We start from the raw sequence: 12,716 nt of genomic DNA, 5'->3' as shown, positions 1-12,716 counted from the left end.
GCCGGGATGAAACTGGACGAGGCGCCGGTGAAGGCGAATCTCCTCTCGGATGCCGACCGGCAGCTGGTCGATGGCGTGAGCCAGGGTCAGCGTCGGGCGCTGGCCAAGGCGATCACGCTGATCGAATCGACCCGTGTCGATCATCAGCAGCGCGCCCAACAGGTGCTGACCGCGCTGCTGCCGAAGACCGGCAACGCGATCCGGGTCGGCATCTCGGGCGTGCCCGGGGCCGGCAAGTCGACCTTCATCGAGGCGCTCGGTGTCTGGTTGATCGAGCAGGGCAAGAAACTCGCCGTGCTCGCCGTCGATCCGTCGTCGTCAGTCTCTGGCGGTTCCATCCTCGGCGACAAGACGCGCATGGAGTTGTTGAGCCAGCGCGAGGAAGCCTTCATCCGTCCGAGCCCGTCGGCCGGTTCGCTCGGCGGCGTTGCCGAGAAGACACGCGAAGCCATGCTGCTCTGCGAAGCGGCGGGCTACGACGTGATCATCATCGAGACGGTCGGCGTCGGCCAGTCGGAAACGACCGTCGCCGGCATGGTCGACATGTTCTGCCTGTTGCAGTTGCCGAACGCCGGCGACGACTTGCAGGCGATCAAGAAAGGCATTGTCGAGATCGCCGACATGGTGGTCATCAACAAGGCCGACATCGACAAGCAGGCGACCGCCGTCGTTCGTGCCCAGTGGCGTAACGCGCTGCACATGCTGCGCCCGGCCTCGCCCAACTGGGCGCCGCCGGTGATCGCGCTGTCGGCGCTGCATAAGCAGGGCATCGCCGAGTTCTGGGCCGAAGTCGAAAAATACCAGGCCGCGCTCAAGCCGACCGGCGAGTTCGACGCCAAGCGCCAGCACCAGTCGCTGGCCTGGATGTGGCAACTGATCGACGCCGGCCTGCGCCAACATTTCCGCAATCATCCGCGCGTGCAGGAAAATCTGCCCGCGCTGACCCGTTCCGTCGAGTCGGGGCATACGACGCCGGCTGCCGCCGCGTATGCGCTGCTCGACTATCTGAAACACTGATCACCCGTTCCATTTTGGGAGTTTTCTATGCATGACATCATCCGCCAGCTGGAAAAAAAGCGTGAAATGGCCCGCCTCGGCGGTGGCCAGAAGCGCATCGACAGCCAGCACAAGAAGGGCAAGCTGACTGCCCGCGAACGCATCGAGCTGCTGCTCGATCCGGGTTCCTTCGAAGAATGGGACATGTTCAAGGAACACCGCTGCGTCGATTTCGGCATGGATCAGGCCGAAAAGACCCCGGGTGACGGTGTCGTCATCGGCTATGGCACGATCAACGGCCGTCTGGTCTTCGTCTTCTCGCAGGACTTCACCGTTTTCGGTGGCTCGCTGTCGGAAACCCACGCCGAGAAGATCTGCAAGGTCATGGATCAGGCAATGAAGGTCGGCGCCCCGGTGATCGGCCTCAACGATTCGGGCGGCGCCCGCATCCAGGAAGGTGTTGCCTCGCTCGGCGGCTACGCCGACGTCTTCCAGCGCAACGTCATGGCCTCCGGCGTCGTGCCGCAGATTTCGATGATCATGGGCCCCTGCGCCGGCGGCGCGGTGTATTCGCCTTCGATGACCGACTTCATCTTCATGGTCAAGGACTCGTCCTACATGTTCGTGACCGGTCCGGAAGTGGTCAAGACCGTGACCCACGAAGACGTGACCGCCGAGGAACTGGGCGGTGCCGTGACCCACACCAGCAAGTCCGGTGTCGCCGACCTGGCCTTCGAGAACGACGTCGAAGCGCTGTCGATGCTGCGTCGTTTCATGAATTTCGTGCCGTCGAACAACAAGGAAAAGCCGCCGGTCACGCCGACCAACGATCCGGTCGACCGCTTCGACTATTCGCTCGATACCCTGGTGCCGGACAACGCCAACAAGCCGTACGACATGAAGGAGCTGATCATCAAGGTCGTCGATGACAACGACTTCTTCGAGATCCAGCCCGACTACGCGAAGAACATCATCATCGGTTTCGGGCGCATGGATGGCCATCCGGTCGGCATCGTCGCCAACCAGCCGCTGGTCCTGGCCGGCTGCCTGGACATCAAGTCGTCGATCAAGGCTGCCCGCTTCGTCCGCTTCTGCGACGCCTTCAACATTCCGGTCGTCACCTTCGTCGACGTCCCGGGCTTCATGCCGGGCACCACGCAGGAATACGGCGGCATCATCAAGCACGGCGCCAAGCTGCTCTACGCCTACGCCGAATGCACCGTGCCCAAGGTCACCATCATCACCCGCAAGGCCTACGGCGGCGCCTACGACGTGATGTCGTCCAAGCACCTGCGCGGCGACGTCAACCTCGCCTGGCCGTCGGCTGAAATCGCCGTCATGGGCCCGAAGGGCGCGGTCGAGATCATCTTCCGCGAGGAAAAGAACGATCCGGCCAAGCTCGCCCAGCGCGAAGCCGAGTACAAGGAAAAGTTCGCCAATCCGTTCGTCGCCGGCGCCCGTGGCTTCATCGACGACGTGATCATGCCGCACGCCACCCGCAAGCGGATCGCCCGCTCGCTGGCCATGCTGCGCGACAAGAAACTCGAAAATCCCTGGCGCAAGCACGGCAACATCCCCCTCTGAGCAATTTGGCATCGCGCATGGCTTCGTTGGCTTCCTCGTCTGCTCCTCGCCGTACTGGCGTACTGTCTCGTCGCAGCCAGCGTCGCCGCCTCGCCCTGCGCGCCCCAAATTACTCAGTAACTCCGAATTGAGGGTCTCTCATGTTTAAAAAGATTCTGATTGCCAACCGCGGTGAAATCGCCTGCCGCGTCATCAAGACCGCCCGCAAGATGGGCATCGCCACCGTCGCCGTCTATTCCGAGGCCGACAAGGACGCCCTGTTCGTCGACCTGGCTGACGAAGCCGTCTGCATCGGTCCGGCGGCCTCGAAAGAGTCCTATCTGGTCGCCGACAAGATCATCGCCGCCTGCAAGCAGACCGGCGCTGAAGCGGTGCACCCGGGTTACGGCTTCCTGTCGGAAAACGCCGAGTTCTCGCGCCGCCTGGAAGAACAAGGCATCAAGTTCATCGGGCCGAAGCACTACTCGATCGCCAAGATGGGCGACAAGATCGAATCGAAGAAGCTGGCCATCGAAGCCAAGGTCAACACCATCCCCGGCCACAACGATGCCATCGACGGCCCTGACGCCGCCGTGGAAATCGCCAAGAAGATCGGTTATCCGGTGATGATCAAGGCCTCCGCCGGCGGCGGCGGTAAAGGTCTGCGCGTGGCCTACAACGACGCCGAAGCGCACGAAGGCTTCTCGTCCTGCGTCAACGAAGCGCGCAACTCTTTCGGCGACGACCGCGTCTTCATCGAGAAATACGTGCTCGAGCCGCGCCACATCGAAATCCAGGTGCTCGGCGACAGCCACGGCAACTACGTGTACCTGAACGAGCGTGACTGCTCGATCCAGCGTCGTCACCAGAAAGTCATCGAAGAAGCGCCGTCCCCGTTCGTCGATCCGGAAATGCGCAAGGCGATGGGCGAACAGGCCGTGGCCCTGGCCCGTGCGGTGAACTACGAATCGGCCGGTACGGTCGAATTCGTCGTCTCCGGCGCGACCAAGGAGTTCTACTTCCTGGAAATGAACACCCGCCTGCAGGTCGAGCACCCGGTTACCGAACTGATCACCGGCCTCGACCTGGTCGAGCAGATGATCCGCGTTGCCTACGGCGAGAAGCTGCCGCTGACCCAGGCCGACGTCAAGATCAACGGCTGGTCGATGGAATGCCGGATCAACGCGGAAGACCCGTTCCGTGGCTTCCTGCCCTCCACCGGCCGTCTGGTCAAGTTCCTGCCGCCGGCCGAGACGACCGACGCCCAGGGCACGACCCGCGTCGATACCGGCGTCTACGACGGCGGCGAAATCTCGATGTTCTACGATTCGATGATCGCCAAGCTGATCGTGCACGGCAAGGATCGCAACGCCGCCATCGCCCGCATGCGCGATGCGCTGAACGCCTTCGTGATCCGCGGCATTTCCTCGAACATTCCGTTCCAGGCCGCGCTCATGCAGCACCCGGTGTTCCACTCCGGCATCTTCGACACCGGTTTCATCCCCAAGCACTACCCGACCGGCTTCGACGCCTCGATGGTGCCGCACGACGATCCGGCGCTGCTGGTCTCGGTTGCTGCCTACGTGTACCGTGCCTTCACCGACCGCTCCGCCTCGATCAGCGGCCAGCTGCAAGGCCATGAGCGCATCGTCGGCGATCAGTGGATGGTCGTCCGCCTGAACGGTGACCAGAAGGAAAACCACCCGGTGACGGCCCGTCCGATCCCCGGTGGCTACCACGTCGAGTACAACGGCCAGCCCTACGAAATCCTGTCGGACTGGAAGCTGGGCGAGTCGCTGTTCGTCGGTACCTGCAACGGTCAGGAATTCACGCTGCAGGTCGAGCGTCACAAGACCAAGTACTCGCTGTTCCACTGGGGTACGCGCGCCGACTTCATGGTCATGAGCGCCCGTGCTGCCGAACTGCTGGCACTGATGCCGGAGAAGCCGGCGCCCGACCTGTCGAAGTTCCTGCTGTCGCCGATGCCCGGCCTGCTGCGCGACATCGCGGTCAAGGTCGGTCAGGAAGTGAAGGCCGGCGAGAAGCTGGCAGTCATCGAAGCGATGAAGATGGAGAACATCCTCAAGGCCGAGCAGGATTGCAAGGTCAAGAAGATCTCCGCCGCCGTTGGCGAAAGCCTGTCGGTTGACCAGATCATCATCGAGTTCGAATAAACTTCTGCTCACGACAAACAGCAAAAAAGGCCTGTTCCCGGACAGGCCTTTTTTTACGAGAGCGCATCATGAGCGGTTTTGAGCACTATCAGCAGGAAATTGCCGATCTTGATCACGAAATTCACAAATACGCGATGATTTGTGGCGTCGACTTGGCCAATCGCCACGAAATCGATGCCTGTCTGCGCGATCATCATGCCAGTTGGGCCGATGACAAGGCCCGGGAGTCACTTCAGGGGCTGTTGGTGCTGCGCATCAAGGTGGAGACGGAAATGATCGAGCAGGGGATGAAGCCACCCCCGCTCGTTCCGACTATGGGCTGATTTTCAGCCGTCGGCGTTGATCCGGGCGATCAGGGCCTGCAAGGTCGTTTCTGCCTGGTCGTTGGCGACCTGACAGGTGCCGGCCGCCTGATGCCCGCCGCCGCCGTACTGCAGCATCAGTTCGCCGACATTGGTCTTGCTGCTGCGGTCGAGGATGGATTTGCCGGTGGCGAATACCGTGTTCTGCTTCTGCATGCCCCACATCACGTGGATCGAGATGTTGGTCTGCGGGAACATGGCGTAGATGGTGAAACGGTTGGTGGCGTAGATCGTTTCCTCGTCGCGCAAGTCGAGCACGACCAGGTTGCCGTACACCTTGGCGCAGCGCTGGATCTGTTCCTTGGCCTGGGCAGCATGCTCGAAATACAGATCAACCCGCTCACGCACGTCGGGCAGCGCCAGGATATCGGCGATGTCGTGGTCGCGGCAGTACTTGATCAGGTCCATCATCAGCGCGTAGTTGCTGATGCGGAATTCGCGGAAACGGCCGAGGCCGGTGCGTGCATCCATCAGGTAGTTGAGCAGCACCCACTCGGTCGGTTCAAGGATTTCCTCGCGCGAGAACTGCGCGGCGTCGGCCTTGTCGACGGCTTCCATCATTGCATCGCTGATCCGCGGGAAGGCTTGCTTGCCGCCGTAGTAGTCGTAGACAACGCGGGCTGCCGACGGGGCTTCCGGATGGATGATGTGGTTCTTGCGCTCGCCGGTGTTGCGGATGGTTTCCGACAGGTGATGGTCGAAAGCCAGATGCGCGGCGGCGACGTAGGGCAGGTTGGTGGTGATGTCGCGGCCGGTGATGTCCACCTTGCCGTCCTGCATGTCCTTCGGGTGGACGAACTTGATGTCGTCGATCAGATCGAGTTCATTCAGCAGGACGGCGCAGACGAGGCCGTCAAAGTCGCTGCGGGTGACGAGGCGGAATTTTTCCTGGGTCATGCGTGAGTCTCCGGTGGTTTGGGCGGTAAGCTTTTCCTGCAAGCATACCGCCTTCCCGGCACGGAGACATCACTTCGCCTGTTTCATCTGCTCGATACCGGCACGCAGCATCTGGTCCAGCTCGGAGCCCGGCTCAACCTGGGGCAGCAGCGCTTCCCAGTAGGCGATGGCGTTTTTCGCATCGCCCGCTTCCATGGCGGCGGCGCCGGCCAGGAACAGGGTGTGAGCATGCTTGGGATCGAGTTTGAGGGCCTTGTCGATCTGCTCCTTGGCCTTGCCGGTCAGGCCTTGACCGCTGGCCATGGCCAGGGTTTCCGCATAGCTGGCGAGCAGTTCCGGATCCTTGTCGATCAGGGTTTCGGCCTTGCCGTAGGCAGCGACGGCGTCGTCGTAACGGCCCAGCATCTTGTAGGAGCGGCCGAGCATGACCCAGCCGTTCAGGTCGTCCGGGTTGGTTTCCATGCGGGCCGCCAGTCTGGCCACCATGGCATTGATGTCGTCCGCAGTCATCTGCTTCTGCGGCGCGGTATTGGCCGGGTCCAGCGCCTTCGGATTACCGAGCAGCAGGTAGCCGAGCAGCGCCGCCAAGGGCAGCAGCAGTATCAGCGCGATGGCGGTCGGGCGGCTGGTCGGACGGGCGGTACCAGCTTGATCGTCGTTGTCCGATTCGACTTCCTCGAGCAGGCGGCGCTTGAGTTCGGTGTGCGCCTGTTCGAATTCCTCGCGGGTGATGATTTCTTCCTGGTGCTCGCGCTCGAGATCGGCGAGCTGGTCGCGGAAGATGGCCAGGTTGGCCTCCTTGCGATCGGCGGCGGTGGTTTTGTTGCGCTTGCCGAACCAGAGCACGGGCAGCAGCAGCGCGAGGCCCGCCAGGACGACCAGGGCAGCGTAGATGGCAAACTGGGTCATTTGTCGTTCATTTCCTTGAGCAGTGCTTCGGCGCGCCGGGCTTCATCGGCGGAAAGTGGGCGGCTGGCGCTGGCCACCTGGCTGCTGCGCCGCTTGAGATAGCTGCGCATGGCGATGATGCCGATCAGCAGCAGCGCCAGCGGGCCGACCCAGAGCAGTAGCGTGATGCCCTTGACCGGCGGTCGGTAGAGCACGAAATCGCCGTAGCGGGTGACCATGAAATCGAGGATTTCCCGGTCGGAACGCCCGTCGCGGATCATGCCGCGAATTTCCCGGCGCAGGTCGACGGCCAGTTCGGCGTTCGAGCCGGCGATGGTTTCGTTCTGGCAGACCAGGCAGCGCAATTCCTTCGATAGCTCCTGGAGGCGCTTTTCGGCGACCGGATCGTCGGCGAGTGCCGCTTCATTGGTTGCCGAGGCGAAGACCGGACCGGAGATCAGACCGAGAACGAGCAACAGGCTAGAGAAAAAAGGCTTCATTTGTTCAGCTCCGCGACCAGGGGCAGGATCTTCTCATTGAGGATCTGCGGGCTGATCGGTCCGGTGTGCTTCATGCGGATGATCCCGGTCTTGTCGATGACATAGGTTTCCGGCACGCCATAAACGCCGTAGTCGATGCCGACCCGACCATCGATGTCCATGACCGTCAGCAGGTAGGGGTCGCCGTGCGTCTTCAGCCAGCCGCTGGCACGTTCCAGGGCGAGCGGTACTTCCTGTTCGGCCGGAACGCGGCGCATGTCGATGGCGCCGTCGCCGCGCAGTTCCTTGTAGTTCAGGCCGACGATCGGCGTACCGTTGCCGCGTCGGGCGAAGTCGACCAGTACCGGGTGTTCCTGGCGGCAGGAGACGCACCACGAGGCCCATACATTGAACAACCAGACCTTGCCCTTGAGGTCTTCCGGACCCATGGTCTGGCCTTCCTGGCCGAGAACGGCCAGACGGAAGGCCGGTGCGGGCTTGCCGACCAGCGGCGAGGGCACGTCGCGGGGATTCAGATTCAGGCCGACGGCGAGCAAGACGACCAGTGCGATGAAGGCGCCGAGTACCCAGAAATAACGATTCATGCCTGCTTGCCTCCCGTCTTGCGCCGGTTGCGATAGCGCCGGTCGAACATGGCGATCAGGCCGCCCAGCGACATGATCACGCAGCCGCCCCAGATCCAGTCGACAAAGGGTTTGTAATAGACGCGGACGGCCCATTCGCCTTCCGGTTGGTCGGGGTTGATCGGCTCACCCAGCGAGACGTAGACGTCGCGCCACAGGCCGGCATCGATGGCGGCTTCGGTCATCGGCATCGACGACGAGAAATAGTTGCGCTTCTCCGGATTCAGCTTGCGGATGAAGCGGCCGTCCATGGACAGGTCGAATTCGCCTTGCGCGGCCTGGTAATTCGGCCCCTGGACTGCCTGCACGCCGTTGAAGGTGAAGCTGTAGCCGCTGACCTCGACGGTTTCACCCGGGGCCATCTTGACGTCCTTTTCCTCTTCATAGGACGAGACCATGGCGACCCCGACGACGAAGACGGCGACCCCGATGTGCGCCAGATGCATGCCGGCGAAGCTGGCCGGCTGGCTGAAGACCGACGCCAGCAGGCTGCGCTCGCCGCGAGTGGCGCTGACTCGCTGGAAGAAATTCAAGCCGGCGGTGAACAGGATCCAGCCGGCGAGCAGGATGCCGAGTGCGGTCAGGGTCTTCCATTCGCCGTAGATCAGCGGCAGGGCAATGGCGACGACGGCAGCGGCAGCCAGCGCCCAGCGCACCGCGCGCTGGATTTCCGGCAGCGAGGCTTCCTTCCAGCGGGCAAAGGGCGCGATCCCCATCAGGAACAGGACCGGCACCATGACCGGGACGAAGACCGCGTCGAAGTACGGTGGGCCGACCGAAATCTTGCCCAGGCCGAGCGCGTCGATCAGCAGCGGGTAGAGCGTGCCGAGCAGGACGGTGGCGCAGGAAACGACGAGCAGGACGTTGTTGGTCAGCAGCAGCGATTCGCGGGAGACCAGGCCGAACTTGCCGCCCAGGCCGACCGACGGCGCGCGCCAGGCGAACAGGGCGAGCGAGGTACCGACGACGGCGACCAGGAAGATCAGGATGAAGATGCCGCGGGTCGGGTCGGTGGCGAAGGCATGCACCGAGGTCAGCACGCCGGAACGGACCAGGAAGGTGCCGAGCAGCGACAGCGAGAAGGCGGAAATGGCCAGCAGTACGGTCCAGTTCTTGAAGCTGCCGCGCTTTTCGGTGGCCGCCAGCGAGTGCATCAGGGCGGTGCCGATCAGCCAGGGCATGAACGAGGCGTTTTCGACCGGATCCCAGAACCACCAGCCGCCCCAGCCCAGTTCGTAATACGCCCACCACGAACCCATGGCGATACCCAGGGTCAGGAACACCCAGGCGGCTGTCGTCCATGGCCGCGACCAGCGTGCCCAGGCGGCGTCGAGTTTGCCCGAGAGCAGCGCGGCGATGGCGAAGGCGTAGGCGACCGAGAAGCCGACGTAACCCATGTACAGCAGCGGCGGGTGGATGATCAGGCCGGGATCCTGCAGCAGCGGGTTGAGGTCGCGCCCTTCGGCGACGCCGGGTAGCAGACGCTCGAAGGGATTGGAGGTAAACAGGATGAACAGCAGGAAGCCGAAGCAGACCAGGCCGAGCGTGCCAAGCACGCGAGCCAGCATGACGTCGGGCAGTTGCCTGGAGAACAGGCGGACCGCCAGCGCCCACCAGGACATCATCAGCATCCACAGCAGCAGTGACCCTTCATGGCCGCCCCAGACGGCCGAGATGCGGTATTCGATCGGCAGCAGCGAATTCGAATGCTGGGCGACATAGACCACCGAGAAGTCATTGGCGATGAAGGCCCAGGTCAGGCACAGGAAGGAGAAGGTGACCAGCAGCGCGAATACGTCGGTGGCCGGGCGGGCCAGCGCAATCCAGGCCGGACGGCCCTGATGGGCGCCGATCAGCGGCAGGGTGCCGAGCAGCAGGGCAACGATGGCGGAAAAGATCAGGGCGAAATGGCCAAGTTCGGGAATCATGCTCAGTAGCTCGCTTTCGGTTGTGCTGCCTTGGCCGCTTCTTCTTCGGCCTGACGTTGGACGCCGCGGACATGGGCGTCGTTGAGCGCCTTGGCGGCTTCCGGCGGCATGTAGTTTTCGTCGTGCTTGGCCAGCACTTCCTGGGCCTTGAAGGTGCCATCCGGCAGCAGGCGGCCCTGAGCGACGGCGCCCTTGCCTTCCAGGAACAGGTCGGGAAGGATGCCGACGTAGTCGACGCTGATGTCGGATTCGGAATCGGTGATGATGAAGCGGATGGTCACGCCGTCAGCCTGGCGCTGGATGCTGCCTTCCTTGACCAGGCCGCCGATGCGGAACAGCTTCTCCTGCGGGGCTTTACCCTGGGCGACGTCGGTTGGCGAAATGTACAGCGCGATGTTGCTGTTCAGGGCGTTCAGCACCAGCGCGGCAATGATGCCGACGAGCGCGATCGCCCCGCCGATCAGGGCGAGTTTCTTGTGGCGTGACTTCATGCTTCGGTACTCCGGGATTCTGCGCGCAACTGGCGCTTCAGGCGGGCGATGGTGGTCTTGCGCTGGCGCGCGACGGCGATCGGCTCGATCACCATGATCAGTGCCGTGACGCCAAAGGAGCCCCAGACGTAGAGTCCGTAGCCGCCCATGGCGAGGAAATCGGAAAAACTGTTCCAGTGGATCATGACTTGCCTCCCGTCAGTTCGGCGCGGACCCAGTCGGTATGGCATTCCCGTTCAAGAATGATGGTGCGCACCCGGGCCAGGGCCACGGCAATCGAATACATCCAGAAGGCCAGGGCCATCAGCAGCATGCCCCAGAGCATGATTTCGGCCATCGACGATTTGGTCAGATTGACGCTGGAGCCCTGGTGCAGGGTGTTCCACCACTTCACCGAGAAATAGATGATCGGGATATTGACCACGCCGACCAGCAGCAGGATGCCACCGGCCTTGTCGGCGCGGCGGGCGTCGTCGATGGCGGCGACCAGCGCCATGTAGCCGATGTAGAGGAAGAGCAGGATCAGTTCGGAGGTCAGTCGGGCATCCCAGACCCACCAGGTGCCCCACATCGGCTTGCCCCAGAGCGCGCCGGTCCATAGCGAGAGGAAGGCCATCAGCGCGCCGGTCGGGGCCAGGGCCTGCGCCATCATGCCCGACAGGCGGGTGTTGAAGGCCAGCCCGATGGCGGCCCAGAAGGCCATCACCAGATAGATGAACATGCTCATCCATGAGGTCGGGACGTGGATGAAGATGATCCGGTAGCCCTCGCCCTGCTGGAAGTCGGTCGGCGCGACAAGCATGCCGATATACAGGCCGACCAGCCCGAGCAGGGTGCCGGCGGCGATGAACCAGGGGATCATTTTCCCGGCCAGCGGGTAGAAGGTGGCCGGAGACGAGAAGCGGTAGAGGTTGAAGCGGTCGTTCATTCGAGGGCGATCTTCAGGGCCGCAGCCGACGCCCAGGGGGCGAAACCGATTGCAGCGATGGTCATTGCAGCGAGCAGTGATAGATGTCCTTCCCCCCCGAGACCGGACACCGTCGCGTCAACTGCGCCAGCCCCGAATATTAGCACCGGAATGTAGAGCGGGAGAACAAGTAGGGACAAAAGTACACCGCCGCCGCGCAAGCCGAGCGTCAGCGCTGCGCCGATGGCGCCGATACCGGACAGCGCCGGCGTGCCGAGCAGGATGGCGCCGGTGAGCACCAGCAGGGCTTCACCGGAGAGGTCGAACTGGATGCCGAGGACGGGTGCGATCAAGGCCAGCGGCAGGCCGGAAACCAGCCAGTGAGCAATCACTTTTCCGGTAACCACCAGGCCTAGCGGGTGCGGTGACAGCGCCAGTTGTTCGAGCGTGCCGTCGCGATGGTCGTCGGCGAACAGCCGGGGCAGCGACAGCATGGTCGCCAGCAAGGCCGCCACCCACAGCACGCCGGGCGCGAGCTGGCGCAGCAGGTCGAGTTCGGGGCCGATGCCGAGCGGGAACAGGCTGACGACGATGATGAAGAAGAACAGCGCCGAGACGATGTCGGCCTGACGGCGCATGGCCAGTTTCAGGTCGCGGGCGATGACGGAGAAGACGATGTTGGACATGGATTCCGTTCTCAGCCGATGCGTAGTTCGCGGACCGTGCCGGCGGGAATGGCAACCGGCTGGTGGGTGGTCATCACGGCCATGCCGCCGCGTTGCAGGTGGCCGGAGATGATGCCGGCCAGCCAGTCGACGGCGGCGACATCGAGGGCGACGAAGGGTTCGTCGAGAATCCACAGCGGACGCCGGTCGATTACCAGGCGGGCCAGTGCCACCCGGCGTTTCTGGCCTTGTGAAAGGTATTTGCAGGCCAGGTCCTCGCGTCCGGCAAGGCCGACCTGTTCGAGTGCGTCGATGGCGTCGTCCTCGGACAAGGCTTCGCCAGCCAGGCGGGCAGCGGCCAGCAGGTTCTCGAGCGGCGTCAGTTCTTCCTTGATGGCGTTCAGGTGGCCGAGGTAACAGAGGGCGGCGTGGTACTCGTCGGCCTGTTTGCGGATGGGTTTGCCGTGCCAGCGGATTTCGCCGGTTTCGGGGGGCAGCAGCCCGATCAGCATGCGCAGCAGGCTGGTCTTGCCGGCACCGTTGCGGCCCTGCAGGTAAAGCAGTTCGCCTGCGTCCAGCGTGAAGCCGAGGCCTGAGAACAGGCGGCGCTCGCCGCGCACGCATTCCAGATTGTCAGCTTCCAGCATGTTGGATACCCGGGAAAATCAGGTGCAGATTATGGACGCGCAAGTGTACCGACAGATTGAGGTGAATCAAACAGG

Annotated in this window: 14 protein-coding genes; 4 read left to right on the top strand and 10 right to left on the bottom strand. The window is 63.2% G+C overall.

All coding sequences use genetic code 11. From position 1 onward, the window contains the following. Positions 1 to 6: 6 nt before the first annotated feature. From meaB to G471_RS0101360, 4 genes are all read left to right on the top strand, one after another. The gene (meaB, locus tag G471_RS0101375) at positions 7 to 1,017 is read left to right on the top strand and encodes a methylmalonyl Co-A mutase-associated GTPase MeaB (protein ID WP_051295204.1); all 1,011 of its coding nucleotides are present in this window, start codon (positions 7 to 9) and stop codon (positions 1,015 to 1,017) included. A gap of 27 nt (positions 1,018 to 1,044) precedes the next feature. Then, positions 1,045 to 2,580 (top strand): acyl-CoA carboxylase subunit beta, encoded by a 1,536-nt coding sequence (locus G471_RS0101370; protein ID WP_028993730.1) that lies wholly within the window; start codon positions 1,045 to 1,047, stop codon positions 2,578 to 2,580. Positions 2,581 to 2,720: 140 nt separating this feature from the next. Further along, positions 2,721 to 4,733 (top strand): acetyl-CoA carboxylase biotin carboxylase subunit, encoded by a 2,013-nt coding sequence (accC, locus tag G471_RS0101365; RefSeq protein WP_028993729.1) that lies wholly within the window; start codon positions 2,721 to 2,723, stop codon positions 4,731 to 4,733. 68 nt (positions 4,734 to 4,801) lie between these two features. Further along, on the top strand, positions 4,802 to 5,056 hold the full coding sequence (locus tag G471_RS0101360) for a hypothetical protein (protein WP_028993728.1): 255 nt from the start codon (positions 4,802 to 4,804) through the stop codon (positions 5,054 to 5,056). Between the two features lie 3 nt (positions 5,057 to 5,059). On the opposite strand, the gene G471_RS0101355 is transcribed toward G471_RS0101360, so the two are convergent. The 10 genes from G471_RS0101355 to ccmA form a co-directional block, all read right to left on the bottom strand. Next, positions 5,060 to 5,992 carry an exopolyphosphatase gene (locus G471_RS0101355; RefSeq protein WP_028993727.1) on the bottom strand — a complete coding sequence of 311 codons (933 nt, stop codon included), beginning with the start codon at positions 5,990 to 5,992 and terminating at the stop codon, positions 5,060 to 5,062. 69 nt (positions 5,993 to 6,061) lie between these two features. Next, positions 6,062 to 6,901: a c-type cytochrome biogenesis protein CcmI gene (gene ccmI, locus G471_RS0101350; RefSeq protein ID WP_028993726.1), complete on the bottom strand. Its 840-nt coding sequence runs from the start codon at positions 6,899 to 6,901 to the stop codon at positions 6,062 to 6,064. Then, positions 6,898 to 7,380: a cytochrome c-type biogenesis protein gene (locus G471_RS0101345; RefSeq protein WP_028993725.1), complete on the bottom strand. Its 483-nt coding sequence runs from the start codon at positions 7,378 to 7,380 to the stop codon at positions 6,898 to 6,900. Before G471_RS0101345 ends, ccmI begins: the two co-directional genes overlap by 4 nt. Next, entirely contained in the window at positions 7,377 to 7,964 is a 588-nt protein-coding gene (locus G471_RS0101340) for a DsbE family thiol:disulfide interchange protein (RefSeq protein WP_028993724.1), read from the bottom strand. The genes G471_RS0101345 and G471_RS0101340 overlap by 4 nt, the downstream gene beginning before the upstream one ends. Then, the gene (locus tag G471_RS16365; protein ID WP_043420591.1) at positions 7,961 to 9,931 is read right to left on the bottom strand and encodes a heme lyase CcmF/NrfE family subunit; all 1,971 of its coding nucleotides are present in this window, start codon (positions 9,929 to 9,931) and stop codon (positions 7,961 to 7,963) included. Before G471_RS16365 ends, G471_RS0101340 begins: the two co-directional genes overlap by 4 nt. Positions 9,932 to 9,933: 2 nt before the next feature. Further along, entirely contained in the window at positions 9,934 to 10,422 is a 489-nt protein-coding gene (gene ccmE / locus G471_RS0101330) for a cytochrome c maturation protein CcmE (protein ID WP_028993723.1), read from the bottom strand. Further along, a complete protein-coding gene (gene ccmD / locus G471_RS0101325) occupies positions 10,419 to 10,607 on the bottom strand; it encodes a heme exporter protein CcmD (protein ID WP_028993722.1) in 189 nt (62 codons plus the stop codon). The genes ccmE and ccmD overlap by 4 nt, the downstream gene beginning before the upstream one ends. Further along, positions 10,604 to 11,350 (bottom strand): heme ABC transporter permease CcmC, encoded by a 747-nt coding sequence (gene ccmC / locus G471_RS0101320; protein WP_028993721.1) that lies wholly within the window; start codon positions 11,348 to 11,350, stop codon positions 10,604 to 10,606. Before ccmC ends, ccmD begins: the two co-directional genes overlap by 4 nt. Further along, entirely contained in the window at positions 11,347 to 12,015 is a 669-nt protein-coding gene (gene ccmB / locus G471_RS0101315) for a heme exporter protein CcmB (RefSeq protein WP_028993720.1), read from the bottom strand. The genes ccmC and ccmB overlap by 4 nt, the downstream gene beginning before the upstream one ends. An 11-nt stretch (positions 12,016 to 12,026) precedes the next feature. Further along, positions 12,027 to 12,641 (bottom strand): cytochrome c biogenesis heme-transporting ATPase CcmA, encoded by a 615-nt coding sequence (gene ccmA / locus G471_RS0101310; RefSeq protein WP_028993719.1) that lies wholly within the window; start codon positions 12,639 to 12,641, stop codon positions 12,027 to 12,029. Positions 12,642 to 12,716 lie beyond the last annotated feature (75 nt).

This window comes from Azonexus hydrophilus DSM 23864, from assembly GCF_000429605.1.
Taxonomy (GTDB): Bacteria; Pseudomonadota; Gammaproteobacteria; order Burkholderiales; family Rhodocyclaceae; genus Azonexus; species Azonexus hydrophilus.
This window is presented reverse-complemented; position numbering and strand designations above follow the sequence as displayed.

Bases quoted from the DNA above. Each gene is read 5' to 3' on its own strand.
- ccmD (WP_028993722.1), bottom strand. From the start codon at position 10,607: ATGATCCACTGGAACAGTTTTTCCGATTTCCTCGCCATGGGCGGCTAC.
- G471_RS16365 (WP_043420591.1), bottom strand. From the start codon at position 9,931: ATGATTCCCGAACTTGGCCATTTCGCCCTGATCTTTTCCGCCATCGTT.
- G471_RS0101360 (WP_028993728.1), top strand. From the start codon at position 4,802: ATGAGCGGTTTTGAGCACTATCAGCAGGAAATTGCCGATCTTGATCAC.
- G471_RS0101355 (WP_028993727.1), bottom strand. From the start codon at position 5,992: ATGACCCAGGAAAAATTCCGCCTCGTCACCCGCAGCGACTTTGACGGC.
- ccmA (WP_028993719.1), bottom strand. From the start codon at position 12,641: ATGCTGGAAGCTGACAATCTGGAATGCGTGCGCGGCGAGCGCCGCCTG.
- ccmE (WP_028993723.1), bottom strand. From the start codon at position 10,422: ATGAAGTCACGCCACAAGAAACTCGCCCTGATCGGCGGGGCGATCGCG.
- G471_RS0101345 (WP_028993725.1), bottom strand. From the start codon at position 7,380: ATGAAGCCTTTTTTCTCTAGCCTGTTGCTCGTTCTCGGTCTGATCTCC.
- accC (WP_028993729.1), top strand. From the start codon at position 2,721: ATGTTTAAAAAGATTCTGATTGCCAACCGCGGTGAAATCGCCTGCCGC.
- G471_RS0101370 (WP_028993730.1), top strand. From the start codon at position 1,045: ATGCATGACATCATCCGCCAGCTGGAAAAAAAGCGTGAAATGGCCCGC.
- ccmC (WP_028993721.1), bottom strand. From the start codon at position 11,350: ATGAACGACCGCTTCAACCTCTACCGCTTCTCGTCTCCGGCCACCTTC.
- G471_RS0101340 (WP_028993724.1), bottom strand. From the start codon at position 7,964: ATGAATCGTTATTTCTGGGTACTCGGCGCCTTCATCGCACTGGTCGTC.
- ccmI (WP_028993726.1), bottom strand. From the start codon at position 6,901: ATGACCCAGTTTGCCATCTACGCTGCCCTGGTCGTCCTGGCGGGCCTC.
- ccmB (WP_028993720.1), bottom strand. From the start codon at position 12,015: ATGTCCAACATCGTCTTCTCCGTCATCGCCCGCGACCTGAAACTGGCC.
- meaB (WP_051295204.1), top strand. From the start codon at position 7: ATGAAACTGGACGAGGCGCCGGTGAAGGCGAATCTCCTCTCGGATGCC.